Source organism: Bacillus sp. TH30 (assembly GCF_016650875.1).
GTDB lineage: Bacteria > Bacillota > Bacilli > Bacillales > Bacillaceae_G > Bacillus_A > Bacillus_A mycoides.
Window position 1 is genome coordinate 3,388,110 of record NZ_JAEKEY010000002.1, and the last position, 25,595, is coordinate 3,413,704.

26 protein-coding genes, 1 pseudogene and 4 other annotated features are annotated in these 25,595 nt (G+C 37.0%); of the genes and pseudogenes, 18 read left to right on the forward strand and 9 right to left on the reverse strand.

All coding sequences use genetic code 11. From position 1 onward, the window contains the following. Positions 1 to 38: 38 nt before the first annotated feature. The 11 genes from speD (at position 39) to JFU20_RS19680 (ending at position 10,945) form a co-directional block, all read left to right on the forward strand. Positions 39 to 422, forward strand: a complete 384-nt coding sequence (speD, locus tag JFU20_RS19630) for an adenosylmethionine decarboxylase (RefSeq protein ID WP_002003660.1) — start codon at positions 39 to 41, stop codon at positions 420 to 422. A 196-nt stretch (positions 423 to 618) separates the two neighbouring features. Beyond that, on the forward strand, positions 619 to 1,080 hold the full coding sequence (gene nrdR, locus JFU20_RS19635; RefSeq protein WP_001203686.1) for a transcriptional regulator NrdR: 462 nt from the start codon (positions 619 to 621) through the stop codon (positions 1,078 to 1,080). Positions 1,081 to 1,225: 145 nt separating this feature from the next. After that, positions 1,226 to 2,632, forward strand: coding sequence for a replication initiation and membrane attachment family protein (locus tag JFU20_RS19640; RefSeq protein WP_002015474.1), 1,407 nt, complete (start codon positions 1,226 to 1,228; stop codon positions 2,630 to 2,632). Between the two features lie 33 nt (positions 2,633 to 2,665). Next, positions 2,666 to 3,604 carry a primosomal protein DnaI gene (gene dnaI, locus JFU20_RS19645; protein ID WP_002015473.1) on the forward strand — a complete coding sequence of 313 codons (939 nt, stop codon included), beginning with the start codon at positions 2,666 to 2,668 and terminating at the stop codon, positions 3,602 to 3,604. Positions 3,605 to 3,993: 389 nt separating this feature from the next. Further along, positions 3,994 to 4,875, forward strand: a complete 882-nt coding sequence (ytxC, locus tag JFU20_RS19650; RefSeq protein ID WP_002164999.1) for a putative sporulation protein YtxC — start codon at positions 3,994 to 3,996, stop codon at positions 4,873 to 4,875. Between the two features lie 31 nt (positions 4,876 to 4,906). Next, positions 4,907 to 5,134: a binding site (T-box leader), on the forward strand. Between the two features lie 48 nt (positions 5,135 to 5,182). Then, a complete protein-coding gene (gene thrS, locus JFU20_RS19655; RefSeq protein WP_002165000.1) occupies positions 5,183 to 7,120 on the forward strand; it encodes a threonine--tRNA ligase in 1,938 nt (645 codons plus the stop codon). 206 nt (positions 7,121 to 7,326) lie between these two features. Beyond that, positions 7,327 to 7,447, forward strand: a sequence feature (ribosomal protein L20 leader region). A gap of 63 nt (positions 7,448 to 7,510) precedes the next feature. Beyond that, on the forward strand, positions 7,511 to 8,014 hold the full coding sequence (infC, locus tag JFU20_RS19660) for a translation initiation factor IF-3 (protein WP_002015470.1): 504 nt from the start codon (positions 7,511 to 7,513) through the stop codon (positions 8,012 to 8,014). 21 nt (positions 8,015 to 8,035) lie between these two features. After that, positions 8,036 to 8,236 (forward strand): 50S ribosomal protein L35, encoded by a 201-nt coding sequence (gene rpmI, locus JFU20_RS19665; RefSeq protein WP_001125945.1) that lies wholly within the window; start codon positions 8,036 to 8,038, stop codon positions 8,234 to 8,236. A gap of 38 nt (positions 8,237 to 8,274) precedes the next feature. Further along, positions 8,275 to 8,631 carry a 50S ribosomal protein L20 gene (gene rplT, locus JFU20_RS19670; protein ID WP_001138364.1) on the forward strand — a complete coding sequence of 119 codons (357 nt, stop codon included), beginning with the start codon at positions 8,275 to 8,277 and terminating at the stop codon, positions 8,629 to 8,631. A gap of 667 nt (positions 8,632 to 9,298) precedes the next feature. Continuing rightward, positions 9,299 to 9,790, forward strand: coding sequence for a dUTP diphosphatase (locus JFU20_RS19675; RefSeq protein ID WP_002015469.1), 492 nt, complete (start codon positions 9,299 to 9,301; stop codon positions 9,788 to 9,790). A 69-nt stretch (positions 9,791 to 9,859) separates the two neighbouring features. Further along, positions 9,860 to 10,945 carry a M42 family metallopeptidase gene (locus JFU20_RS19680; RefSeq protein WP_002088917.1) on the forward strand — a complete coding sequence of 362 codons (1,086 nt, stop codon included), beginning with the start codon at positions 9,860 to 9,862 and terminating at the stop codon, positions 10,943 to 10,945. A gap of 41 nt (positions 10,946 to 10,986) precedes the next feature. On the opposite strand, the gene JFU20_RS19685 is transcribed toward JFU20_RS19680, so the two are convergent. Continuing rightward, on the reverse strand, positions 10,987 to 11,604 hold the full coding sequence (locus JFU20_RS19685; protein WP_002015467.1) for a TetR/AcrR family transcriptional regulator: 618 nt from the start codon (positions 11,602 to 11,604) through the stop codon (positions 10,987 to 10,989). Positions 11,605 to 11,900: 296 nt separating this feature from the next. Here JFU20_RS19685 and JFU20_RS19690 point away from each other — a divergent pair, with 296 nt between their 5' ends. Next, entirely contained in the window at positions 11,901 to 12,554 is a 654-nt protein-coding gene (locus JFU20_RS19690; protein WP_002129345.1) for an HlyD family secretion protein, read from the forward strand. Positions 12,555 to 12,566: 12 nt separating this feature from the next. Next, the gene (locus JFU20_RS19695) at positions 12,567 to 14,360 is read left to right on the forward strand and encodes a DHA2 family efflux MFS transporter permease subunit (RefSeq protein ID WP_002015465.1); all 1,794 of its coding nucleotides are present in this window, start codon (positions 12,567 to 12,569) and stop codon (positions 14,358 to 14,360) included. A gap of 21 nt (positions 14,361 to 14,381) precedes the next feature. Here JFU20_RS19695 and JFU20_RS19700 read toward each other — a convergent pair whose 3' ends face one another. From JFU20_RS19700 to sspI, 5 genes are all read right to left on the reverse strand, one after another. Beyond that, positions 14,382 to 14,738: a hypothetical protein gene (locus JFU20_RS19700; RefSeq protein ID WP_002015463.1), complete on the reverse strand. Its 357-nt coding sequence runs from the start codon at positions 14,736 to 14,738 to the stop codon at positions 14,382 to 14,384. A 24-nt stretch (positions 14,739 to 14,762) separates the two neighbouring features. Further along, positions 14,763 to 15,134 carry a hypothetical protein gene (locus JFU20_RS19705; RefSeq protein ID WP_002165001.1) on the reverse strand — a complete coding sequence of 124 codons (372 nt, stop codon included), beginning with the start codon at positions 15,132 to 15,134 and terminating at the stop codon, positions 14,763 to 14,765. Positions 15,135 to 15,276: 142 nt separating this feature from the next. Further along, positions 15,277 to 15,990, reverse strand: coding sequence for a CPBP family intramembrane glutamic endopeptidase (locus JFU20_RS19710; RefSeq protein ID WP_002129340.1), 714 nt, complete (start codon positions 15,988 to 15,990; stop codon positions 15,277 to 15,279). A gap of 139 nt (positions 15,991 to 16,129) precedes the next feature. Beyond that, complete coding sequence (locus tag JFU20_RS19715; protein WP_002129339.1) at positions 16,130 to 16,687, reverse strand: HD domain-containing protein; 558 nt, start codon at positions 16,685 to 16,687, stop codon at positions 16,130 to 16,132. A gap of 178 nt (positions 16,688 to 16,865) precedes the next feature. Next, a complete protein-coding gene (sspI, locus tag JFU20_RS19720; RefSeq protein ID WP_201038848.1) occupies positions 16,866 to 17,075 on the reverse strand; it encodes a small acid-soluble spore protein SspI in 210 nt (69 codons plus the stop codon). 82 nt (positions 17,076 to 17,157) lie between these two features. On the opposite strand from sspI, the gene JFU20_RS19725 reads away from it, so the two are divergent. The 5 genes from JFU20_RS19725 to JFU20_RS19745 all read left to right on the forward strand — a co-directional run bounded on the left by JFU20_RS19725 (position 17,158) and on the right by JFU20_RS19745 (position 23,870). Further along, on the forward strand, positions 17,158 to 17,955 hold the full coding sequence (locus tag JFU20_RS19725; RefSeq protein ID WP_002015458.1) for a TrmH family RNA methyltransferase: 798 nt from the start codon (positions 17,158 to 17,160) through the stop codon (positions 17,953 to 17,955). A 92-nt stretch (positions 17,956 to 18,047) separates the two neighbouring features. Further along, positions 18,048 to 18,276 (forward strand) — a binding site (T-box leader). A 43-nt stretch (positions 18,277 to 18,319) separates the two neighbouring features. Further along, complete coding sequence (pheS, locus tag JFU20_RS19730; RefSeq protein WP_002015457.1) at positions 18,320 to 19,354, forward strand: phenylalanine--tRNA ligase subunit alpha; 1,035 nt, start codon at positions 18,320 to 18,322, stop codon at positions 19,352 to 19,354. Positions 19,355 to 19,372: 18 nt separating this feature from the next. Beyond that, positions 19,373 to 21,793 carry a phenylalanine--tRNA ligase subunit beta gene (gene pheT / locus JFU20_RS19735; protein ID WP_002015456.1) on the forward strand — a complete coding sequence of 807 codons (2,421 nt, stop codon included), beginning with the start codon at positions 19,373 to 19,375 and terminating at the stop codon, positions 21,791 to 21,793. Positions 21,794 to 21,947: 154 nt separating this feature from the next. Continuing rightward, positions 21,948 to 22,199 (forward strand) — a binding site (T-box leader). A 52-nt stretch (positions 22,200 to 22,251) separates the two neighbouring features. Further along, entirely contained in the window at positions 22,252 to 23,643 is a 1,392-nt protein-coding gene (gene asnS / locus JFU20_RS19740; protein WP_002015453.1) for an asparagine--tRNA ligase, read from the forward strand. 92 nt (positions 23,644 to 23,735) lie between these two features. Next, on the forward strand, positions 23,736 to 23,870 hold the full coding sequence (locus JFU20_RS19745; RefSeq protein ID WP_000039594.1) for a YuzL family protein: 135 nt from the start codon (positions 23,736 to 23,738) through the stop codon (positions 23,868 to 23,870). Positions 23,871 to 23,912: 42 nt separating this feature from the next. On the opposite strand, the gene JFU20_RS19750 is transcribed toward JFU20_RS19745, so the two are convergent. From JFU20_RS19750 to rnhC, 3 genes and pseudogenes are all read right to left on the reverse strand, one after another. Next, complete coding sequence (locus JFU20_RS19750) at positions 23,913 to 24,164, reverse strand: hypothetical protein (protein WP_002165003.1); 252 nt, start codon at positions 24,162 to 24,164, stop codon at positions 23,913 to 23,915. A gap of 13 nt (positions 24,165 to 24,177) precedes the next feature. Continuing rightward, positions 24,178 to 24,431: pseudogene (locus JFU20_RS19755) on the reverse strand (hypothetical protein). Between the two features lie 137 nt (positions 24,432 to 24,568). Beyond that, a complete protein-coding gene (gene rnhC, locus JFU20_RS19760) occupies positions 24,569 to 25,504 on the reverse strand; it encodes a ribonuclease HIII (protein WP_002088903.1) in 936 nt (311 codons plus the stop codon). Between the last annotated feature and the right edge of the window lie 91 nt (positions 25,505 to 25,595).

Sequence of the window (25,595 nt, forward strand, 5' to 3'; positions counted from 1 at the left end):
AGAATAAATTTACAAGGGGGAACTGTAGAATGGATACTATGGATACGATGGGTCGTCACGTGATTGCTGAACTTTGGGATTGCGATTTCGACAAGCTTAATGACATGCCGTATATTGAACAATTATTTGTGGATGCAGCACTAAGAGCTGGTGCTGAAGTACGTGAGGTTGCTTTTCATAAATTTGCACCACAAGGTGTAAGTGGAGTAGTAATTATCTCGGAATCACATTTAACAATTCATAGCTTTCCGGAGCACGGTTACGCAAGTATTGATGTTTATACTTGTGGGGATCGTATTGATCCAAATGTTGCTGCAGAATATATTGCAGAAGGTTTAAACGCGAAAACGCGTGAGAGCATCGAGCTTCCTCGAGGCACTGGTAGCTTCGAAATTAAGCAGAGAGAAACAAAAGCTCTTTAAAAAAGAACATAATTGATTTAAAATGTAAAGAGGTGTATAATGCACCTCTTTTTTAGTTTATATAAAATAGGATCACGATATGTAATAACTTAGAGTGGTCATTATAGAAGAATGAGTTATATAATATTGTATATATATTTTCACATGTAGGTGAGTAGCGAAAGAATAAAGATTATAGTGTAAAGGAGTGAATGAATTGCGTTGTCCATCCTGTTTTCATAATGGAACAAGAGTGTTAGATTCGCGTCCGGTAGACGAGGGGCGCTCTATTCGAAGAAGAAGAGAGTGTGAAAGTTGTTTAAGTCGCTTTACGACATTTGAAAGAGTAGAAGAATCACCTCTTATCGTTGTTAAAAAAGAAGGAACACGAGAAGAGTTTAATAAAGAGAAAATTTTACGCGGTTTAATTAAAGCGTGTGAAAAAAGACCTGTATCTTTAAGGCAGTTAGAGGAAGTAACACAAAGTGTGGAGCGTGAACTTCGTAACTTAGGTATATCAGAAGTGAAAAGTGATATGATTGGTGAAATTGTTATGGAAGAACTTCGTGATATTGATGATGTTGCTTACGTACGTTTTGCTTCTGTGTATCGTCAATTTAAAGATTTAAATGTATTTATTGAAGAATTAAAAGATATACTGCAAAAAGAGAGAGAGTAGAAGGAATCTCTTTATATACTGTAAGTAAACGAGATAAGAGAGCTAGAAGCGGAAGCTAATAGCTCTTTTTCGCTAATAAATTATATAATAAAGATAGAACGAGTGAAATGTAGGCTAGATTGGATGAGAGAAAGGAAAAGCAAGAATGGAAAAACAGTCATGGATGGAGCTATTGCCGATTGATCGTTATAAAGTAAGTGCGAAAGGGTTGTTACATAATTACGACCGGAAAGTATTAACGATGTTGTATCAGCCGTTAATAGGTAGTAGAGCTTTTAGCTTATACATGACACTATGGGGAGAGTTAGAGCAAGATCGTGTGTTTGGAAAAGAGAATACACATCACTCCCTTATGGTGACTATGCAAATGCAACTTCCTGAAATATATGGGGAACGAGTAAAGTTAGAAGCGATTGGTCTTTTAAATGTATATATTAAGAAAGAAAAAGATATTCGGATGTTTATATATGAATTGCAACCACCTTTATCTCCGAAGCAGTTTTTTGATGATATTGTTTTAAGTATCTTTTTATATAATCGCTTGAGTCGGACAAAATACAACCAAGTAAAGCAATATTTCTTAGAAGAAGAATTCGATTTTGCTTCTTATGAAAATGTTACGCGCTCCTTCAACGATATATTTGATTCGTTTAACCCAGGTCAGTTTGAATATGCGCAAGAAGAACTGCGTATCCCGAAAACGACAATTATGCCAAGTAACGAGAATGGGGATGCTCCGAAAGTTTGGAACGATTTCTTTGATTTCTCTTTATTTGTAGACGGACTATCAGCCCTTGTTCCTAAAAAGGCGATTACAGATCAAGTGAGAGAATGTGTTATTACACTCGCTTATGTGTACGGTGTGGATGTGTTATCGATGCAAAATATCGTTCTTGGCGCAGTGACAGAAGTGCAAACAATTGATATCGAAAGGCTTCGGAAGGGAGCACGCGATTGGTATCAATTCGAAAATGGTCAAGCGTTACCTGTATTAAGTGAAAGAGTGCAACCTCATGCTGCTCGTACAATGAAAGAGAAAGAGCCATCTACGCAAGAAGAGATGCTAATGAAACAGTTAGAGGAAATCTCGCCAAAACAACTATTGAAAGAGATTTCAGGCGGTGCAGAGGCGACGAAAGCGGACTTGCAAATCGTTGAGGATGTAATGATAAATCAAAAGTTAACGCCAGGGGTTGTGAATGTACTTATTTATTACGTTATGCTACGCTCAGATATGAAGCTTGCTAAAACGTATGTCGAGAAGATTGCTGGACATTGGGCGCGAAAAAAGGTCGGTACAGTAGGCGAGGCGATGGCGCTAGCGAAAGAAGAGAATCGTCAATATCAAGAGTGGGCTGAGACGAAGAAAAAAGGTCGTACAGCGAAGAAAACAGTGCGAAAAGAAATGGTACCAGATTGGCTTAAAGAAGAGTCGAAAGAAGAAGAGAAAGAACCTGTAAAAAATGACGTAAGTGCGAAAAAAGATGCAAGTACGTTAGAAGATGAACGGAAACGATTAGAAGAAGTATTGAAAAAATATAAGCGTGATTAATAAAAGAAAATGAACGCTCTTTGAGGTGAGAAAATGGAGCATATTCAAAATTCATTTACGAAATTAATGGAAAATAAAAACTTTAAAAATAGATATGAGGTCTTAAAGGCAGAAGTGATGGCGCACCCTCGTGTGAAAGAATTTATAGACGAACATAAAGGTGAAGTAACGACTTCTATGATTGAACGAAGTCTTGTGAAGTTATATGAATATATTGGACAAAGTGTAGGGTGTGCGGATTGTCCAGATTTAGGCTCATGTAAAAATATGCTACAAGGATATGAGCCGAAGCTCGTCATTCAAGGTAAGATGATTGATATTCAATACGATCGTTGTATTAGAAAAGTAGCATATGATGAGAGAAAAAAATATGAAAAACTCGTTCAAAGTGTATATATGCCAGTTGACATTTTGCAGGCAACTATGGAAAATTTAGACCCTTCAGATTTAGATGCACGTATTGATGCAATAGGTGCAACGAATGAATTTTTAAACACATACGAACCAGGTAAAAAAGCACAAGGTTTATATTTGTACGGTAAATTTGGTGTAGGGAAAACGTATCTTTTAGGGGCAATTGCAAATGAGCTTGCGCGAAAGAAAATTAGTTCGATGCTCGTATACTTCCCTGAATTTTTACGTGAAATCAAAAGTTCGATTCAAGATAATTCGATTAGCGGAAAGATTGATGCTGTCAAACGTGTACAAGTATTAATGTTAGATGATATCGGGGCAGAAGCGATGTCAAGTTTTGTACGTGATGATGTACTCGGTGCAATCTTGCAATTCCGTATGTTGGAAAACTTACCGACGTTCTTTACATCTAACTTTGATTTTAAACAGTTGGAACATCATTTAACGTATACACAGCGCGGTGAAGCAGAAGAGATGAAAGCGGCCCGTATTATGGAACGAATTAAATATTTAGCGAAGCCAATCCCAATTGGCGGGAAGAATCGTCGTAATAAGTAAAGAGCGAGCTGAGAAGCTTGCTCTTTTTTATCCCGCTATTGGCGGGCAGTAAGACTCCCACCTCAAAATTCGGCTGTAAAGCAAAGAAGTTAGGTGGGAGCCCTGCTGCCCGTAAAAGCCCGATTGGTGCGGGCTAATAATCAGTGGACGATGGACAAAACCTCCAATGATTAAAGTTTCACTTTATTTTAATCATTTTTTCAGAGTAGCTTGTATCATTTTTTTCTCCCTCCCTTAATATATATAAAATTAGCAAGCCATATCGAGTGGATGTTCTAACAATGGGAGATAGGTTTCTACTAAGAGTGAACTTCCATAGATCGGACTCTTATAGGATTTGTAACGTATAGATGCAATCCTTTAGAGCGGGGATAAAAGGGGGGACAAAAGTGATTGAAATTTGCTTCGAAGAAAAAAATGATGCTGTGTACGTATACAGACAACTAACGAAAAGAACAGAATCTTTATATAAGGAAACAAGTGTATATTTAAACGAACAAAAGGTTGTTATTCATATACCATTATGTGAATCAAATTATATTGAAAAGATTTTATTGCCAGTATTACTATATTTCATTATGAATGTGAAACAAAATGAATGGATTCATACCATTTTAAAGGAAAAGTTTTTTTATGAAGAACAAGAAGAGTGTCATCAAATATTGCATATGGCACATGAGATTTTAAAGGAAAGAAGAAAAGGAGTAGCTAGTGATTTAACACGTCAAAAATTTGAATCTTATATTGCGTCGTCTTTGAGTGATTGGCTTTGTGATCCGCTCTCATTCTCGTTTTCATCATACGTTCGTTTTCGTCTTCGTACATATAGGGAAATGGTAACTAAGCTTGCTGAAGTTGCAATTGATGAGTATAAGATGGAGCAGGAATACCAAATATTCATTGAGACACTTCGCCAACAAGTAAGTAGCCGGAAATCACGTTTGTCCTGTGTACATCTTATTTTTGATGAAAGTTTTATTTTCTATGATGATAAAGGTAGGCGTTTAAAACAGGAGAAATTGGTTCAATATATAGATGAAGAATTATTAAAGAAACAGGATGTATATATCGATACGAAAGTAATTGCACCACTTCTTTCTATTTCGCCGAAAAAGATTTATTTATATACGAAAGAACAAGATCATAATATGATTATTACTTTGCGAAATGTATTTCAGGAACGAGTGCAACTACATGGATTACATGAATTTGAGCGCAATGTGAAAAATTTAAAAAATAAAGGTAACGCCCTTGATTTTCTAAGTTTTTGAGCATATAATTACCTACATAAATGAAATATATTGAAATGTTATGATGAGGACATGGGTAGTTTTCTACGATTTTCAGAGAGGGAAGCCTTAGGGTGTGAGCTTCCTAGTACGGGATAATTACTTACCACCTCTAAACTTTAGCAGTGAACGTTTTTCTAGTAATTGCTAACGGACAACACCGTTATGTTGAACTTGAGCAATTAACAATAAGGTTAATTGGAACAAGGGTGGAACCACGAATTCAACACTCGTCCCTTTTTATGGGATGAGTGTTTTTTATTTTGAAAAAAAAGAGGAGTGACCAGTGATGGCAGATGTAGTTAAAATTACTTTCCCTGATGGAGCTGTGAAGGAGTTTCCAAAAGGAGTAACAACTGAAGAAATCGCAGCTTCTATTAGCCCAGGCTTAAAGAAAAAAGCTGTGGCTGGAAAATTAAACGATGAGATGATCGATCTTGTTACACCAATTGAAGAAGATGGTGCAGTTTCTATTATTACATTAGATTCTGAAGATGGCTTATATATTTTACGCCACTCAACAGCTCACCTTTTAGCACAAGCGTTAAAACGTTTATATAAAGATGTTAAGCTTGAGCTTGGCATTGGTCCAGTAATCGAAAATGGCTTCTACTACGATATTGATATGGAAGAAGCAATTACAGTTGAAGACTTCAAAAAAATCGAAAAAGAAATGCAAAAAATCGTGAACGAAAACTTAGAAATCGTTCGTCATGAAGTGCCACGTGCAGAAGCACTTCGTCGCTTTGAAGAAATCGGCGATGAGTTAAAATTAGATTTAATTAACGATCTTCCAGAAGATGCAGTTATTTCAATCTATGAGCAAGGCGAATTCTTCGACCTTTGCCGTGGTGTTCACCTTCCATCTACAGGGAAGATTAAAGTGTTTAAATTATTAAGTGTTGCTGGGGCTTACTGGCGCGGCGATAGCAATAATAAAATGTTACAACGTATTTACGGTACTGGATTCGTTAAGAAAGCAGAATTAGATGAGCACTTACGTATGCTTGAAGAAGCGAAAGAGCGCGATCACCGTAAATTAGGTAAAGAGTTAAAACTATTTACTAATAGCCAAAAAGTAGGACAAGGTTTACCACTTTGGTTACCAAAAGGTGCAACAATTCGCCGTATTATCGAGCGTTACATCGTTGATAAAGAAGCAAGCTTAGGCTATGATCACGTATACACTCCAGTATTAGGAAGTAGAGAGCTTTATGAAACTTCTGGTCACTGGAACCATTACCGTGATGGCATGTTCCCATCAATGGAAATGGATAATGAAGAGTTAGTTCTTCGTCCAATGAACTGCCCTCACCATATGATGGTTTATAAAAATGATATTCACAGCTACCGTGAATTACCAATCCGTATTGCGGAACTTGGAACAATGCACCGCTATGAAATGTCTGGAGCATTATCTGGATTACAACGTGTACGCGGAATGACTTTAAATGATGCGCACATTTTCGTTCGTCCAGATCAAATTAAAGAAGAATTAAAACGTGTTGTAAACTTAACGTTAGAAGTGTACAAAGATTTCGGTTTAGAAAACTATTCATTCCGTCTATCTTATCGTGACCCAGCAGATACTAAAAAGTATTATGCTGATGATGAGATGTGGGAAAAAGCACAAGGTATGTTAAAAGAAGCTATGGATGAAATGGGTCTTGATTACTATGAAGCTGAAGGTGAAGCGGCATTCTATGGTCCGAAACTTGACGTTCAAGTTCGTACTGCTCTTGGAAAAGACGAAACACTTTCAACTGTACAATTAGACTTCTTACTTCCAGAACGCTTTGAATTAACTTACGTTGGTGAAGACGGTAAACAACACCGTCCAGTTGTAATTCACCGTGGTGTTGTATCAACTATGGAACGTTTCGTAGCCTTCTTAATTGAAGAATACAAAGGCGCATTCCCAACTTGGTTAGCTCCAGTTCAGGCGCAAGTAATTCCAGTTTCTCCGCAAGTACATTTAGACTATGCGAAGAAAGTACAAGATGAATTACGACGTGCTGGTATCCGTGTTGAATTAGACACTCGTGAAGAGAAAATTGGTTACAAAATCCGTGAAGCACAAATGCAAAAGATTCCGTACATGCTTGTAGTAGGTGACAATGAAGTTACTGAAAATGGCGTTAACGTACGTAAATATGGTGAACAAAAATCAGAAACAATGGCATTAGATGCGTTTGTTGACATGATTAAGGTAGAAGGAAAACGATAAGAAAGAGCCGCGGTATACCGCGGCTTTTTTATGTATTATAAAAAAGAAAATCTAGAAAAAATAACCAAACAATACTTATCATAAAAAAGTATTGCAAGTATGCTGGTTGTTTGTTACAATATTTCTTGTTGTTAGTAAAACACATCGCGTCTTCTTGACAGACGTCATGTCCTATGATAAACTCATCAAGGATAATAGAATATGGTTTTGACAAGTAGAAGCACCCGCTTCTCACCTGATGGACGCATTCGCAGTTAGCAGGTAAATGTATTTCTTACTAAAGATATTACAAGTGTGGGTGCCGTGTGCCCGCACTTTTTTTGTTCGGGTTCTACAATTGCAAAACGTATTCTAAGAAAACCTTGGAGGTGGCTTACTATTAGCAAGGATATGATGATTAACGAGCAAATTCGTGCACGTGAAGTACGCTTAGTTGGCGCAAACGGCGATCAACTTGGAATCAAGTCTCGTAATGACGCTTTAGACTTAGCTGCAGGTCTTAATCTTGATTTAGTATTGGTTGCTCCAAATGCGAAACCACCAGTATGCCGCATTATGGACTACGGTAAATTCCGCTTTGAGCAACAGAAGAAAGAAAAAGAACAGCGCAAAAATCAAAAAGTAATTAGCATGAAAGAAGTTCGTTTAAGTCCAACAATTGATGAACATGACTTTAACACAAAACTTCGTAATGCTGTCAAGTTTTTAGAGAAAGGCGACAAGGTTAAAGCGTCAATTCGCTTTAAAGGACGTGCCATTACTCATAAAGAAATCGGTCAACGTGTTTTAGATCGCTTCTCAGAAGCTTGTGCTGAAGTTAGTACAATTGAATCTAAGCCTAAAATGGAAGGACGTAGTATGTTCTTAGTTTTAGCACCGAAAAACGATAAGTAATAGATAGAGGAGGAAATACCTATGCCTAAACAAAAAACTCATCGCGGCGCTGCAAAGCGTTTCAAAAAGACTGGATCTGGTAAACTGAAGCGTTCTCACGCTTACACAAGCCATTTATTCGCTAACAAATCTACAAAAGCTAAACGTAAACTACGTAAAGCTGGTGTAGTTAGCGCTGGTGACTTCAAACGCATTCGTCAAATGCTTGACAACTTAAAATAAGTTCGGCTGATATATAGAACAAACTAGGAGGTAATATTATGCCAAGAGTAAAAGGTGGTACAGTTACTCGTCAACGTCGTAAAAAAGTTATAAAATTAGCAAAAGGTTACTACGGTTCTAAGAGTACATTATTTAAGGTTGCTAACCAACAGGTTATGAAATCTCTAATGTATGCATTCCGTGACCGTCGTCAAAAGAAACGTGACTTCCGTAAATTATGGATTACACGTATCAACGCAGCAGCTCGTATGAATGGTCTTTCTTACAGCCGCTTAATGCACGGTTTAAAAAATGCTGGCATCGAAGTTAACCGCAAGATGCTTGCTGACTTAGCTGTTCATGACGAAAAAGCTTTCGCTGAATTAGCAACAGTTGCAAAAAACAACATTAACTAATTGTTTAAAACCTTAGAAGATTTTCTTCTAAGGTTTTTTTATTTACATTTATTGTAAAATCCTCCACTTATTATCGTTATTTCTTGCTCAAGTATATTAAGATGTGCTTGTAAGAAGTTTTGTAACGATAACGAGGAGGCTTTTACATGAAAGTAGGAAAGATTAACGGATGTGTCGTTATCGATATGACAAAATCAATATAAAAGCTATAGCGATATAAAAGAATATATATATAAAGTCAGGAGAATCCTCCTGACTTTTTTTATCCCGCATTAACGGGCAGTAAAACTCCCACCTCAAAATTCAGCTGGAGCAAAGAAGTTAGGTGGGAGATCAACTGCCCGTAAAAGCCCGATTGGTTCAACTAATAATAAGTGGGGATGAACAAAACCCCCCACTTATTAAAGTTTCACTTTATTTGAACTCATTCGTGAGAAGTGCATCTTTCCTAGCAGAAACGACACTGCTATAATGGAAAGATGATATGGAACTTTCATCAAGTGAACAATATATGAGTGATGATTGAAACGTATTTGCAAATTAAGGACAAGCTATCTTTATAAAGATGTAGGTAGCTGACTTGTTAATAAGAAACGAAAAATAATAATGAACTTTGAGATGAAACAACATTGTTGCGGAAAATGCGATGTTGGAGGAGGACAATAGAATGGACTTACTACAACTATTTAAATTACAAAAAGAATTAGATGACCGTATTGTGAAAGAACATGACTTACAACCGAAAAAATTGTTAAAAGAAAAAATGTTAGCTCTTCTTGTAGAAATTGGAGAACTTGCAAATGAAACACGTTGTTTTAAATATTGGAGCAATAAACCAGCTTCAGAACGTGAAGTAATATTAGAAGAATACGTAGATGGTTTACATTTTATTTTATCAATCGGAATCGATTTAGGAATTGATAAAAACTTCTTATTCTATAAATGTGCGCAAACGAATAAAACACAAGTGGAAATTTTCTTAGACACATATGCGAAAGTAATTCGTTTTACAGATCAACCTTCTATTACGAACTATATTGAACTATTTACAAGCTATCTTCGCCTTGGACAAGCGCTTGAATTTGAACAAGATGAAATTGAAAAAGCATATTTAGATAAAAATGAAGTAAATCATCAGCGTCAAACACAAGGATACTAATTTAATTTTTGAATATTTCAATTTCCTTTTGTATAATAAAGTGACTGAAGAAAAAGGAGGGTGTTGGCAATGATAAAATTAGACGAGACATTGACAATGCTAAAAGAATTAACAGACGCACGCGGTATTGCGGGTAACGAGCGCGAACCACGTGAAGTAATGAAGAAATATATTGAGCCGTTTGCAGATGAACTTTCTACTGACAATTTAGGAAGTTTAGTTGCGAAAAAAGTTGGGGAAGAAAACGGCCCGAAAATTATGGTTGCAGGTCATTTAGATGAAGTCGGCTTTATGATTACGCAAATTGATGACAAAGGCTTCCTTCGTTTCCAAACGGTGGGTGGCTGGTGGTCGCAAGTTATGCTTGCACAGCGCGTAACGATTGTAACGCGTAAAGGAGATGTAACAGGTGTAATTGGTTCAAAACCACCGCACATTTTACCTCCAGAAGCTCGTAAAAAGCCAGTTGAAATTAAAGACATGTTCATCGATATTGGTGCTTCTAGCCAAGAAGAAGCGATGGAGTGGGGCATACGACCAGGAGATCAAGTTGTACCGTACTTCGAATTCCAAGTGATGAAGAATGAAAAGATGTTACTTGCAAAAGCATGGGATAACCGAATTGGTTGTGCAATTGCAATTGACGTATTAAAACAATTAAAAGATGAAAAGCATCCAAATGTTGTATACGGCGTTGGTACTGTACAAGAAGAAGTTGGTCTTCGTGGTGCGAAAACATCTGCAAACTATATTAAGCCCGATATCGCATTCGCTGTAGATGTTGGTATTGCTGGGGATACACCAGGTGTAACAGCAAAAGAAGCACAAAGTAAAATGGGTGATGGACCGCAGATTATTTTATATGATGCTTCCGTTATTGGTCATACAGGTTTACGTGATTTCGTTGTTGATGTTGCTGATGAATTACAAATTCCATATCAGTATGATTCTGTAGCGGGCGGGGGAACGGATGCAGGAGCAATTCACATTTCTGTAAATGGTATCCCATCTATGGCAATTACGATTGCGACACGCTACATTCATTCTCATGCAGCGATGTTACATCGTGATGATTATGAAAACGCAGTGAAGTTAATTGTAGAAGTTATTAAACGTCTTGATAAAGAGGCTGTACATAACATTACATTTAATTAATAGAAAAAAGCGAAGGATAACCTCCTTCGCTTTTTCCATTTTTAAAACGGTCTTTCTAATCCTGCTGCAGTATGAGCTCCTAAAATAATTAAGCGAGTTAATTGCATTGCCATGAAATGTGGGGTATAAATCATGCCTCTTTTTAACCATGACATAATCATTCCGATATGAGCGCCTGTAACATAACTAATAAGAATATCACGAGGGACCATAAGGTCTTCATCATCTGGCTGGGAAATAGATAGGCTTAATGTTAAATGTGTTTGAATTGTTTTCATCATTTTATAAGAATAGTTTCCAGCTGCCTTATCGCCGAGCATAACGTTATAGAAATTAGTATTGTCTGCGATATGCTCAAACAAAGCTAAAAAAGTTGGATGCGGTGAATCAAAAGTGAGCTGAAAATCTTCTTTATTTCGATTTTGTGGTTTAATTACTGCAGCTAGTTTTTCTAACATTTCTTCTATGCTTTTTTCTAATAAATCATATTTATCATGGTAATGGCTATAAAATGTAGCACGATTTACAGGAGCGCGTTCCGCGATATGTTGCACAGTTACATTTTCGAAGCCCTTTTCGCCTACTAAAGCGACAAAAGCATCCTGTATGAGTTGTCTCGTTCGTTTTACACGTGGATCATTTGTATTTTTAATAGACATTTTTACTTCACCTCGTTTAATTTTTTAACCTTAAACAACACATGTATAGTGTAATGTTGTTTAAACAACATATAGGTTTAAATTGTTGGTTGTAGATTCGGGATAATTATTTATAATTATAAACGATAGTCCTTTAGAAATCAGCACCGCTAGGATGCAGACAAAACATAGTTTGCGTCGTAAAAGGTGTGCTTTTTTTGTTTAAAGGTTAATATAATTAACAATTAAACAATATAAACACTAAGGATATAAATAGTTTAGAAAAAAATTATATGCGATATAAGGAGAGGAATGCAATGAATCAGTTTCGAAGAATGGTAATTATCAACATTATCACATTAATTGTATTAGTTGGCGGCGGTATTGGCGGTTATTACTATTACAATCAAACAGAAAACTATTTAAAAACAGAAAATGCAAAGATTGACGGGAAAGTAATCCCAATTGCATCACCAGCAGCAGGTAAATTAACAGACTGGAAAGCTGAAGTAGGAAAAAACTACAATGAGAACGATAAATTAGGTGCGGTTACTGTAGCAGGAGCAAATGGTGAGCAAACAGTAGATGTAACAATTCCACAAAATGCAACAGTTGTACAATCAAATGCAACAACTAATGCGTTCGTTGGGGCAGGTAGCCCAATTGCTTATGCATTTGATATGAACAATTTATGGGTAACAGCAAATATTGAAGAAACAAATATTGATGATGTTCAAAAAGGCCAAACAGTAGATGTGTATGTAGATGCATACCCAGATACAACGTTAACAGGAAAAGTAGAACAAGTTGGATTAACAACGGCGAATACATTCTCGATGTTACCATCAAGTAACTCAACAGCGAACTATACGAAAGTAAAGCAAGTTGTACCAGTTAAAATTTCTTTAGATCATAGTAAATCAGTAAATATTGTTCCTGGAATGAATGTGTCAGTTCGTATTCATAAGTAAGGGGGAGATGAGATGTCCTCAATTGCAATTGTAGGATATGCACTATTTTGTATAATCGTCTTCTTCCTTATAAATCGTCTTTTACGAAAGAAAAAAACGAATGTGGGAGAAGAACAAGTCCCAGCCGTAAGTAAGATAGAAGTAATTCAAGCAGAAACAGTAGAGAAAGAACTTGAACAAAAACAAGAAACAGAAGCTTCTAACGTAGTGGAATTAGAAACAGGGAAGCAAGAGCAAGTAAAACAGGAAAAAGAAATGCTGAAGAGACAATTGCCGGTAGAGAATGTGAATGTAAAGGCAGTTGTAGCTGTACTAATTCTCGGTATGTTCGTTTCTATTTTAAACCAAACGATCATTAATGTTGCATTGCCTCCATTAATGAACGAATTTAACGTATCAACTTCAACAGCACAATGGTTAATTACAGGCTTCATGCTTGTAAACGGAATTTTAGTACCAATCAGTGCATTTTTAGTTTCACGATTTACGTATCGTAAATTATTCATAGCAGCAATGTTATTCTTCACTGTAGGATCTATCATTTGTGCTACATCAGGAAACTTTACAATGATGATGACGGGCCGCGTTATTCAAGCGGTTGGTGCGGGTATTTTAATGCCAGTTGGTATGAATATCTTCATGACATTATTCCCGCCTAATAAACGCGGAGCAGCTATGGGGTTACTTGGGGTAGCGATGATTTTAGCACCAGCTATCGGACCAACTGTAACAGGTTGGGTAATTGAAAACTATAGCTGGAACTTAATGTTCTATGGGATGTTTGTTATCGGTTTAATTATTACGTTCTTATCTTTTAAATTCTTTACACTAGCTCAGCCAGTGTCTAAAACAAAGTTAGATGTATTCGGTGTTATTAGTTCAAGTATTGGACTAGGTAGCTTACTGTACGGATTTAGTGAAGCTGGAAATAATGGCTGGACTAGTGCAGAAGTTGTTATAACACTTATCATCGGTGTCATTGGTTTAGCTGTATTTATTTGGAGAGAGTTAACAACAGACAATAAAATGCTTGATTTACAAGTGTTTAAATATCCGACGTTCACTTTCACATTAGTAATTAACGCGATTGTAACGATGGCCTTATTCGGAGGTATGTTATTACTTCCAGTATACTTGCAAAACATTCGCGGTTTTACACCGATGGAATCTGGTTTATTATTACTTCCAGGATCATTAATTATGGGGATCATGGGACCAGTTGCAGGTAAACTATTTGATAAGTATGGTATTCGTCCGTTAGCAATTGTCGGATTAGCCATTACAACATTTGCGACATATAAATTTACAACGTTATCGATGGATACACCGTATAGCGTTATTATGACGGATTATATTATACGCTCAATTGGTATGTCATTCATTATGATGCCAATTATGACAGCTGGTATGAATGCACTGCCGATGAAATTAATTTCTCACGGTACAGCAACGCAAAATACGTCAAGACAAGTAGCTGGTTCAATTGGAACAGCGATATTAATCACGCTTATGACGCAACAAACTACTGCTCACGTAGCGGATTACGGCAATATGTTAACAACGTCAAACCCGATTTTAGTTGATAAAGTACACGGTATGGGCCAAAGCTTAGCGGCATTAGCCGGATCAGCTCAAGCAGGAGATGCGATGAGTACACAACTATTATTCGGACAAATTTCAAAGCTATCTGCAATTAACGGTATTAACGATGCCTTCTTAATTGCAACAATATTAGCCGGTATTGCTTGGGTGTTATCGTTCTTCTTACCATCAGGCAATAAACCAAATAGAAAAGCAGGGAATTAATTCCCCTGCTTTTTTGTCTTTTTAAAGAGTGAGATATAAAAAATGATAACCAGTTACGGAGCACAGCCCTGTTATAAACAAAATTGTCCCCATAGAACGAATACTCGATATTTGCCCTCCGCTTATAATAGCTAATAGTCCAGCTAAAGAGAAGAAACACCAATATAAAGTTCCTGAAATTGGAACCATCCCCTCTAAATCTATTCCAAAACCTATACAAATGATAGGAACAAAGATAAGCGATATGCTAATCAAACCAGCTATAATAGTAAGTGATTTACGATATTTAATGCCAGCAATAATTAAAAAAATGCCAACGATGAATTGGCATAACATCAAAGTAAGAGCCAAAACCATCCAAGTTAATATTCCAAACACTTCTGTATTACCTCCGATAAAATATTATATATAGAATGAATCCCCTACAGACATAAGTACCCAGAAAATAACCCCTAATATGCCAGCGATAAAAATAATGAATCCCATATTACGTATACTTTTAATCTTTGCCTGTAATCCATTTAATCCTGCCAATAATCCAGTTAAAGAAAACAGTATCCAATATAAAGTAGTTGAAATAGGGAGGATCGTATCGCTATTCACCCCCATGCCCCAAAAAACAAAAGGTAGTGTGACAAAAGATAGGCTAAGTAGCCCCATTAAACCCACAAACAATTTAAGATGTTTAATGCTAGTAATAATTAAAAAAATACCACCGAAAAATCCGCATAAAACAAGAAGTGGCATATAAAAAATCCAAAGTAAGCTCGACATAAATAATCTCCTTCTATGGTGATGAGTTATATTTTACTACATGAGGTTTATTTTGGATATTATTAATAAATATGTATAAATTGATAGAAATGAGAAGTGATGATACAAATTAATAAAAGAGGTATCGCGATGACACCTCTTTCTAACTCAAGAATGCTAACATATTATTCATAATATGAAATAACATAGCTGGAATAATGGATTTTGTTTTTTTACATAAAATAGCCATTAATAATCCCATGAAGAAAGTAATTACCATTACTCCAAGTGAGTATGTATGAGCGATACCGAAGAAGAAGCTTGTTATGATGGCTGCAATCCAAAATGGAAAGCGCTCTGAGAAGAAGCGAAGTATAAAGCCACGGAAAATAAGTTCTTCAAAAATTGGTGTGAGTATAGCGAAGCCGAGAAGTAATAATATTTGATACTGCTTAAAAACGTCTAAGTTTAGTGCGGAAGATTGCTGCTTCGTTGCGTCTTGGAACACATAATTTAACAAGATGTAATTGAGTATAATGTTTATAGCGAAGAAAAGAAGTAAGTATACGTATGTACGCCATTCTTTAAGTACTTTAAAGTTAAAAGATTTTAGTAGTAATTTTTTTGCGGGTTCGAATTTAAAAATGAAGAATAACAACACGGCTAGTTGTAATATGATACTTGCAGTATTTGCAATAGATTCATACAGGGCAATTTGTTTTTTATCTGTAAGACCGGCTGTATAAATTGTTAAGGGCATTGCGAGGAACACAGTAATAAGTCCGGTTCCGAAAAAAGCGAATAAAACGGAGCTAATAAATTGTCCCCATGACATAGAGTATTTCTGTTCATTAGAAAGTTGTGTAGCGGGTTGCATTTGTAAAATCACCTCTCTATATTTGTATATTTAATTATAAAGTATTTTGCTTTTGAGTGTAACATTTAAATATTACATACAAAGGTGTATTTTTCGCAAAATAATAAAAGAGGTATCACCCTATAGTGATGCCTCTTTCTCATTGATAACTATGTTCTGCCTTGTCATTCAATTTCTTTTGCTCTATTTGTAATTCACGCTCTACCAATCGGTCTAATTGCTGAATTGCTTTCAATGCTTTTTCATAAGAAATCGTTCTATAATGATGCGCTCCGCCCGGTTCTTCATCTGCTTCGTCTGCCCATTTAATAATGTTTTGAAGAGATGTTCTTTCAATTTCTTGCTGTACTAAGAAAGAATCTGTATGAAGAAGAATAGCAATAGAAATTTCTTTTGCTAGTTTAGGATGTTCTCCTAATCTAATAAGCAATTTATGAGATCTTTCTGCCCCTTTAATGGCATGTATATCATTCTTTTTATACAAGTCATAGTCCCATTCGCCGCCTGTGTACCACGTATGATGTCCGATATCATGAAGGAAGCCAGCCTTTGTCGCAGCATCGACTGAGGCGTGATGCTTTTTGGCTAAGTGAAACGCATGGTAAGCGACAGCAATCGCGTGGACCATTCCAGAACGGTTTACATATTTTTGCGTAATGTGATGTTTAAAAATTTGTTCAAGCGTAATACGGTGCATAAAACATTCACTCCTTTTATCCAATGATGTATATGAAGAAAAATCGATCGGTTTAAATGTATTTTGAACATTGTACTCCATCGGGGTAGCGTTAGTAAAGTAGAAATGTTTAGGAGAAGAAAAAAATTTTTCGTAAAAAAAATCACCTTGGCTTATGCGAAGGTGATTTTCAAATTGCTTATTTTTTTAATCCTTGCTCCAGTGTTCCTAACATTTCGTGTTTTTCATTTTCATCAGCATTTTTCCAAATGACTTCGAATAAAACGCCAAGACCTGGAAGCATTTTTTCTTCACCGCTTTGAATTGCATCGACAATCGTTTCTTGTAATTGGTCTTGTGAATTTCCAGATACATTCGCTAATACCGCGCCGCGTAAATTAAAACCCATTATCTTCACCTCTTCTTCAGAATTGAAACTGACGTTAGTTTTTGTTCTTTTTTATGTAAATATGTATGAAAAATAGGCTATAATGATAAGACAAGAAGAGAGGGAAATACATATTATGAAAAACATTGATTCAGTACAAAACCCGCGTGTGAAGCAGTGGAAAAAGCTGCAGACGAAAAAAGAGCGCGATAACAAAGCTTTATTTTTTGTAGAAGGATTCCATTTAGTAGAGGAAGCGTTAAAGGCAGGAGTTGTAACAGAACTTATCGTTTCAGATCAGACAGATCTTCCGAAAGATTGGACAGTTAATGATGTTGAAATGTATATTGTGCCTGAAGCAATTGTAAAAGTACTTCGCGAAACAGAAACAACGCAAGGTGTATTTGCTGTTTGTGAGAAACATGAGAAAGAAGTAGCTCTTACTGATGGGAAATTTCTTTTATTAGACGGCCTTCAAGACCCAGGTAATTTGGGAACGATTATTCGTACAGCGGATGCAGCGGGTATTCATGCCGTTGTGCTTGGAGAAGGGTGCGTTGATGTTTATAATAGTAAAGTACTACGATCTACACAAGGTTCTATTTTCCACTTACCGGTTGTGAAAGGGAACTTAGAAGAATGGGTAGACAAGTTAAAAGAAAATAACGTCCCTGTATATGGAACAGCTCTTGAAAATGGAGTTCCATTTGGTGAAGTAACCCCGGCAGGAAGTTTTGCATTAATTGTAGGGAATGAAGGAAGCGGCGTACGCCAAGAAATTCTTGCGAAAAGTGATCAAAACTTGTATATTCCGATTTACGGCGGGGCAGAATCATTAAATGTTGCGGTTGCAGCAGGGATTTTAACGTATTATTTACAAAGCCCAGTTGCGAATCGATAAAAAACTTCTTATAATAAGTTGAAGTGCATGTTCATAAAAAAGTGGTGAAATGAGTATCGAACTTTTTTGAACATATAATAAAAGTATATTAATGAAAAACGTTGATAGAGAAGAGTAGCTTACAAAATCGCCATATAGGGAGAGAGTGCCGTAGACTGAAAGCATTCTTATGGTAGATGGAAGTGAATTCACCTCTGGAGTTGGCGCCAGGACCATTTATATGTAAAGGCGTTCCGGTCAGAATTGATCGTTATAACTAATGAGTGGGCAGACTTGTTCTGTCAATTTAGGGTGGTACCGCGAATTTACCTCGTCCCTTTTTGGGAGCGGGGTTTTTTTATTTTTAAAATTAGGAGGGTTCCAAATGGAAGCACGTTTAAAAGAGCTAAAGCAAAAAGCGTTAGAGCTTATTGAAGAAGCGAAAGAGCTAAAGGGCTTAAACGACGTACGCGTAGCGTATTTAGGGAAAAAAGGTCCAATTACAGAAGTATTACGCGGCATGGGAAAATTATCAGCAGAAGAGCGTCCACGTATGGGAGCATTAGTAAATGAAGTACGTGAAGCGATTCAAACGCGTCTAGAAGACAAAATTGGTAACTTAGAAAAAGCAGTAATTGAGGCGAAATTAGCTACTGAAACAATTGATGTTACACTGCCAGGTCGTCCTGTTGAAACAGGTTGTCACCATCCGTTAACAGCAGTTGTTGAACAAATTGAAGATGTATTCATCGGTATGGGTTATGAAGTAGCTGAAGGAACAGAAGTAGAAAAAGACTACTACAACTTCGAAGCATTAAACTTACCGAAAGATCACCCAGCGCGTGATATGCAAGATACATTCTACATTACAGAAGAAACGTTACTACGTACACATACATCTTCTGTGCAAGCACGTACGATGGAAAAGAATAAAGAAAAAGGACCGATTAAAATTATTTGTCCTGGTAAAGTGTATCGCCGCGATGACGATGATGCAACGCATTCACACCAATTCATGCAAATTGAAGGTCTTGTAATTGATAAAAATATTCGCATGAGTGACTTAAAAGGTACACTGCAAGTATTCGTGAAAAAGATGTTCGGTGAAGATCGTGAAATCCGTCTTCGTCCAAGTTTCTTCCCATTCACAGAGCCGTCTGTAGAGATGGATATTTCTTGTATGATGTGTCACGGTAAAGGTTGTGGCACTTGTAAAGGGACTGGCTGGATCGAAATTTTAGGAGCAGGTATGGTTCACCCGAACGTACTTGAAATGGCTGGTTATGATTCAAAAGAATATCAAGGTTTCGCATTCGGTATGGGCGCAGAGCGTATCGCAATGTTGAAATACGGCGTAGATGACATTCGTCATTTCTATACAAATGATGTACGTTTCTTACAGCAGTTCAAACGAGCGTAAGGGAAGGAGAGGATAAATATGTTCGTATCATATCGTTGGTTACAAGAGTATGTAGATATTAAAGATGTAACAGCACAAGAACTAGCAGACAAAATCACGAAAAGTGGTATTGAAGTAGAAGGTGTTGAAGTATTAAATAAAGGTGTAAAAGGTGTTGTAGTTGGTCACGTATTAGAATGTGAAAAACACCCAGAAGCTGATAAATTAAGCAAATGCTTAATCGATATCGGTGAAGAAGAACCGGTTCAAATTATTTGTGGAGCTGCTAACATTGCAAAAGGTTTAAAAGTACCAGTTGCAAAAGTTGGCGCTGTACTTCCTGGTAACTTCAAAATTAAAAAAGCAAAACTACGCGGGGAAGCTTCTCACGGTATGGTTTGTGCTCTTCAAGAGCTTGGTATTGATGGGAAATTCGTTGCGAAAGAATATGCAGACGGTATCTTCATCTTCCCAAGTGATGCTGAAGTTGGTGCAGATGCACTTGAAATTTTAAATTTAAATGATGAAGTACTTGAGCTTGGTTTAACACCAAACCGTGCAGATTGCTTAAACATGTTAGGTGTTGCATATGAAGTAGCTGCTATTTACGGCCGTGAAGTAAAACTTCCAGCTATCGACTTACAAGAAACAGCAGAAAAAACTTCTGATTACATTTCTGTAAGTGTAGAAGCGAAAGAAGAAAACCCATTATATATTGCAAAAATGGTGAAGAACGTAAAGATTGGTCCATCACCAATGTGGATGCAAACTCGTCTTATGGCAGCTGGCATTCGTCCAATTAGTAATGTAGTTGATATTACAAACTACATTTTAATGGAATACGGTCAACCGTTACATGCATTCGATTACGATAAATTAGGTTCAAAAGAAATCGTTGTTCGTCTTGCAAAAGAAGGCGAAAAGATTCAAACATTAGATGCTCAAGAACGTACGTTACAAAGCCACCATCTTGTAATTACAAACGGCACAAAAGCGTTAGCTGTTGCTGGTGTAATGGGCGGAGCGGATTCTGAAGTTGATAGCGAGACAGTAAACGTTCTAATTGAGTCTGCATACTTTGCAGGTCAAACAGTGCGTCGTACATCAAAAGACTTAGGTCTTCGTAGCGAATCAAGTGCACGTTTTGAAAAAGGAATCGACCCAACACGTACATTTGAAGCAATTCAACATGCAGCTGCTTTAATGGCAAAATACGCTGGTGGAGAAGCACTTGAAGGTGTAGTAGAAGCTGATAACTTACAAGTACAAGAACGTACAGTATCTGTTACAGCTGAAAAAGTAAACCGTGTATTAGGTACAGATATTTCTGCGAGTGAAATGGGTACAATGTTCACAAACTTAAAATTCCCATTCACAGAAGTAGAAGGAACATTCCATGTAAATGTACCAGCACGTCGTCCTGACATTACAATTTCAGAAGACTTAGTAGAAGAAGTAGGTCGTCTGTATGGTTATGATCGCATTCCAGTTACATTACCATCTGGAACAATGACACGTGGTAAATTAACATCAGCACAAACGAAACGTCGTAAAGTACGCCGCTTCCTAGAAGGTGCTGGTTTATATGAAGCAATCACATATTCATTAACAAGCGCTGACAAAGCGAAACAATATATGGTTGAGCCGAACGAAAAAGCTCCTGTAAATCTTGCGCTTCCAATGAGCGAAGAGCGTAGCCAACTTCGTTTAAGCTTAGTGCCACAATTGTTAGAAGCAGTTTCATACAATGTTGCACGTAAAAACGACAGCGTTGCATTATATGAAGTAGGTTCTATCTTCTTACCAACAGAAGCAGGAGAACTTCCGAAAGAAGAACAACATCTTGCAGGTGTTATGACAGGTCTTGCTCTTCACCATGCATGGCAAGGTGAGAAGAAAGTTGTAGACTTCTTCGTTGTTAAAGGTGTATTAGAAGGATTATTCGACGTACTTGGCGTGGCAAATCAAATCACTTATGCACCAGCAAAACGTGAAGGTATGCACCCAGGCCGTACAGCTGACATCGTATTAGATGGTGAAGCAATCGGATTCATCGGTCAATTGCACCCGGAAACAGAAAAACAATTAGATGTGAAAAATACATTCGTATTCGAATTATCTCTTGCAAAAGTATTCGGTGCAGACGCTGAGGAAACTTACTACTTAGCAATTCCACGTTTCCCATCTATGACACGTGATATGGCTGTTGTAGTAACAACAGAAACAAAAGCTGGTGAAATGAAGCAAGTCATTGCTGAAGCTGGCGGAGAACTTCTGAAAGACGTAGCACTATTCGACTTATACGAAGGTGAAAAAATGGAAGAAGGCAAGAAATCACTTGCATTCTCTATGAACTACTTCGATGCAGAACGTACATTAACAGACGAAGAAGTAACAGAAGCACATAACCGTGTATTAACAGCGGTAGAAGAGAAATTTGGTGCGGAGTTACGTAAGTAATAAAAGATTGCCGGATTAATTCCGGCAATCTTTTTTTATGATGCGATTGTCGAAAGGTATCGGTAAGTCGATATATTGCAAAAACCGCTGATATATTTTCTGGCATCTTGCATCTTTCTCTCGAATGTAGTACATTAATTTTAGTTTAACAAAACGAAAGACGATGATAAGGAAAAGTAGTATATACTATAATCCAAAGCGAGTCAGGGGCGGTGAGAGCCTGATGAGGCGGTATATGTGAAGAACACCTTGGAGTTGCTAACCGAAATTGAAACTTGTATTCAAGAGTAGACTTAGACGGGAATCCGGCCTGTTACAAACCGGGAAGTATGTATTACATACGAGTTAAAGTTGGTCTTTATGACAAATTGGGTGGTACCGCGAAGTTTAACCTTTCGTCCCTTTATGGATGAAAGGTTTTTTTGTATTTAAATATATCAGCAAAGGAGAATTTCACTATGGAAAACACATTAGTAAAAAGTCTGTATAGAGATACAGAAAAGTATGCAGATCAAACAGTACAAGTATCAGGGTGGATTCGTAACTTACGTGATTCAAAAGCATTTGGTTTCATCGAATTAAACGACGGTAGCTTCTTCAAAGGTGTTCAAATCGTTTTCGATACAGAATTAGAGAACTTCAAAGAAATTGCAAAACTTCCACTTAGCTCTTCAGTTAAAGTAGAAGGTAAAGTAATTGCAACGCCTGGAGCGAAGCAACCATTTGAAATTAAAGCAGAAAAAATTGATATCGAGGGCTTATCAGATTCTGATTACCCACTTCAAAAGAAGCGTCATACGTTTGAATATTTACGTACAATCGCTCACTTACGTCCAAGAACAAATGCATTCTCTGCAACGTTCCGTGTGCGTTCTATCGCAGCATTTGCGATTCACCAGTTCTTCCAAGAGCGTGGATTCGTACATGTTCACACACCAATCATCACTGGTAGTGATACAGAAGGTGCAGGCGAAATGTTCCGCGTAACAACGCAAGATTTAAACAACGTACCTAAAGGTGAAGACGGACAAGTTGACGAATCAAAAGACTTCTTCGGTAAAGAAACAAACTTAACAGTAAGTGGACAGCTGAATGCTGAAGCTTATGCGTTAGCATTCCGTGATGTGTACACATTCGGTCCTACATTCCGTGCAGAAAACTCAAACACAACTCGCCACGCAGCTGAGTTCTGGATGGTTGAGCCTGAGATTGCATTCGCTGAGTTAGGCGATGTAATGGATCTTACAGAAGATATGCTGAAATATGCAATGAAATACGTACTAGAGCATGCACCAGAAGAAATGGACTTCTTCAACAGCTTCGTTGATAAAACAGTTCTAGAGCGCATGAACAACGTAATCAACTCTGACTTCGGTCGCATCACTTATACAGAAGCAATTAAAGTACTTCAAGAATCAGGTGCTGAATTCAAATACCCAGTAGAATGGGGTATTGACTTACAAACAGAGCACGAAAGATACTTATCAGAAGAAATCTTCAAACGCCCTGTATTCGTAACTGACTATCCGAAAGACATTAAAGCATTCTACATGCGTATGAACGAAGATGGTAAAACAGTAGCAGCTACTGACCTTCTAGTTCCTGGCATCGGCGAATTAATCGGCGGAAGTCAACGTGAAGAAAGAATGGACGTTTTAGTAGACAGAATTAAAGAATTAGGTATGAACGAAGAGGACTACTGGTGGTACTTAGAACTTAGAAAATACGGCGGTACAAAACACGCTGGATTCGGTCTAGGTTTCGAGCGCTTCCTAATGTACATCACTGGCATGGCTAACATCCGTGACGTAATTCCATTCCCAAGAACTCCAGGTTCTTCTGAGTTCTAAAATATGAAAAAAGCGAGAGGGTTTCCTCTCGCTTTTTATTTTGAATAGTTTATTACCTCGTAGCAAAAAGTAACGCGAAGGGGTGAATATAAATGAGTAAAAAAGTGAAAAAAGATCATTCAAGATCAAGCCTAGGTTCTCCAGAAGTAGAAGGACAAGGAACGACGACACATGAAACAGGTTCTCATAAAGTATCTTCATCAAATAAGAAGCAGAAACGAAGCTAACATAAAAAAGGAGAGTCTTGGCGGCTCTCCTTTTTTTATGTATTACATCTTATTATCATTAATCTCTTTTGTAATTTTATCTATATCTTTGTCTAATCGATCTAAATAGAAAAACCATATTAAGCTTATGAGCACGTAATAGATGGCCATCACACAAAGACTATCAGATATATTTTCAAATGTGGATTTAGTAGTGAAAAAAGCTCCCCAAATGGTAGAAATAGTGAGGAAAGAAAGCGGCCCTACGAGGTGTACGAAAACATATAATAACTTTTTAACTTTTACAGCGTTCATATGAATTCCCTCCTTATGTAAACAATCTTTTTCTTCTAATCATAAATTCAAGTTCCTCACAGAAGTGTTGCAGCTTACTGGATTATGTATTAACAAGCGGGCATCGTGTTTCCCGATAAATCTTCGAATCCGAAAGTTTAATAAGAAAGATCGGCCATAGCGCTCTATTAAATCGTTGAACACTGGTTATTCACTTAGTAGCTGAATGTTTTCTCTAATTTCGAACTGTCTTTCGTGTGGATCACCTAGTAAAATATCTAGAATCATTTGTAGAAGTAGTAATAGGAACTCATATGTTTGAAAAATATGTATATTTTAATTATAACAAAAATACACAGGCGATAGTAGAGTGGACTAAAGCGAAACAAAAAACAGGAGTTTGTAGGCTCCTGTTTTTGTCGATACTATTTTAATAAGCGAAACGCCTTCTCTGTATTAGCAAAATGCACTTTCACAAATTCAGGTAGTCTTTCTTTACCGACTTTTTGAATTAATTTAGCAGCGGCAATATCAACTTGTTTACCAGCACCTTTCGGAAGTTGCATACCAGCTTTTTTGCTTAGTTCGTCAAATTGTTTTACGAATGAGTAACGAGCTAAAATGGAAGCGGCGGCTACTGCTAAATGGACACTTTCACCTTTTGTAGCGAAGTAAACATTTTCACGCTGTACCTGTTTTTGTTTCGCTAAATATTTATAGTATGTATCAGGCTGTGTAAATTGGTCGATTAAGATGCCTTCTGGTTTTGTAGGCGCGATTTTTGCCAATAAGTTTGTGATGGCTTTGTTATGCAGTAAAGCTTTTAGTTTACCTTGGTTGTTTCCTTTATCAAATAGCTCGTTATATTTTTCATTATGAAGAACGAGGGAGCTGTAAGGAACAACGTGAAGGAGTTGTTTTGCAATCTCAGCAATTTGAGCATCATTTAAGTTTTTGGAGTCTTTTACACCGAGTTCTTTTAAAAGTGGAATTTGCTTCGCATCCACATATACAGCAACAACTGTCATCGGTCCGAAGTAATCACCAGTACCTACTTCATCGGACCCTAAAATCGACATTGTACCAATAGAAGAAGGTGGTGCATATTGATGCGAATTGACCGATTTTTTTACAGCGGATTTTGGTGTTTGAGAGACAGTTTGCCAACGAGAAGCCTCTGCTTCAGCACGTCCACCTTGAAACATCACTTTTCCTGATTTATAAGCTGTAATTGTGCAAGATGGAACTTTTGCCATAAAGATACCGCCTTGCGGAATTTTCGGGCTAAGTGCTTGTTTGTATTGTTGTTTCATGTCTTCAATTACTGTAGAACTTGTTTGTATTACGATAGAATTTGACAAAATGTTCGCTCCTTTTTTATGTTGTTATTTTTATCATATCGGATTGTTCTTTCTGTTTCCATATTATGATGGTTCATGGTATGATAAACTT

Excerpts from the sequence above, each read along its gene's own strand:
- speD (WP_002003660.1), top strand. The coding sequence starts at position 39 with ATGGATACGATGGGTCGTCACGTGATTGCTGAACTTTGGGATTGCGAT.
- JFU20_RS19640 (WP_002015474.1), top strand. The coding sequence starts at position 1,226 with ATGGAAAAACAGTCATGGATGGAGCTATTGCCGATTGATCGTTATAAA.
- dnaI (WP_002015473.1), top strand. The coding sequence starts at position 2,666 with ATGGAGCATATTCAAAATTCATTTACGAAATTAATGGAAAATAAAAAC.
- thrS (WP_002165000.1), top strand. The coding sequence starts at position 5,183 with ATGGCAGATGTAGTTAAAATTACTTTCCCTGATGGAGCTGTGAAGGAG.
- infC (WP_002015470.1), top strand. The coding sequence starts at position 7,511 with ATGATGATTAACGAGCAAATTCGTGCACGTGAAGTACGCTTAGTTGGC.
- rpmI (WP_001125945.1), top strand. The coding sequence starts at position 8,036 with ATGCCTAAACAAAAAACTCATCGCGGCGCTGCAAAGCGTTTCAAAAAG.
- rplT (WP_001138364.1), top strand. The coding sequence starts at position 8,275 with ATGCCAAGAGTAAAAGGTGGTACAGTTACTCGTCAACGTCGTAAAAAA.
- JFU20_RS19675 (WP_002015469.1), top strand. The coding sequence starts at position 9,299 with ATGGACTTACTACAACTATTTAAATTACAAAAAGAATTAGATGACCGT.
- JFU20_RS19680 (WP_002088917.1), top strand. The coding sequence starts at position 9,860 with ATGATAAAATTAGACGAGACATTGACAATGCTAAAAGAATTAACAGAC.
- JFU20_RS19685 (WP_002015467.1), bottom strand. The coding sequence starts at position 11,604 with ATGTCTATTAAAAATACAAATGATCCACGTGTAAAACGAACGAGACAA.
- JFU20_RS19690 (WP_002129345.1), top strand. The coding sequence starts at position 11,901 with ATGAATCAGTTTCGAAGAATGGTAATTATCAACATTATCACATTAATT.
- JFU20_RS19695 (WP_002015465.1), top strand. The coding sequence starts at position 12,567 with ATGTCCTCAATTGCAATTGTAGGATATGCACTATTTTGTATAATCGTC.
- JFU20_RS19705 (WP_002165001.1), bottom strand. The coding sequence starts at position 15,134 with ATGTCGAGCTTACTTTGGATTTTTTATATGCCACTTCTTGTTTTATGC.
- JFU20_RS19710 (WP_002129340.1), bottom strand. The coding sequence starts at position 15,990 with ATGCAACCCGCTACACAACTTTCTAATGAACAGAAATACTCTATGTCA.
- JFU20_RS19715 (WP_002129339.1), bottom strand. The coding sequence starts at position 16,687 with ATGCACCGTATTACGCTTGAACAAATTTTTAAACATCACATTACGCAA.
- sspI (WP_201038848.1), bottom strand. The coding sequence starts at position 17,075 with ATGGGTTTTAATTTACGCGGCGCGGTATTAGCGAATGTATCTGGAAAT.
- JFU20_RS19725 (WP_002015458.1), top strand. The coding sequence starts at position 17,158 with ATGATAAGACAAGAAGAGAGGGAAATACATATTATGAAAAACATTGAT.
- pheS (WP_002015457.1), top strand. The coding sequence starts at position 18,320 with ATGGAAGCACGTTTAAAAGAGCTAAAGCAAAAAGCGTTAGAGCTTATT.
- pheT (WP_002015456.1), top strand. The coding sequence starts at position 19,373 with ATGTTCGTATCATATCGTTGGTTACAAGAGTATGTAGATATTAAAGAT.
- asnS (WP_002015453.1), top strand. The coding sequence starts at position 22,252 with ATGGAAAACACATTAGTAAAAAGTCTGTATAGAGATACAGAAAAGTAT.
- JFU20_RS19745 (WP_000039594.1), top strand. The coding sequence starts at position 23,736 with ATGAGTAAAAAAGTGAAAAAAGATCATTCAAGATCAAGCCTAGGTTCT.
- JFU20_RS19750 (WP_002165003.1), bottom strand. The coding sequence starts at position 24,164 with ATGAACGCTGTAAAAGTTAAAAAGTTATTATATGTTTTCGTACACCTC.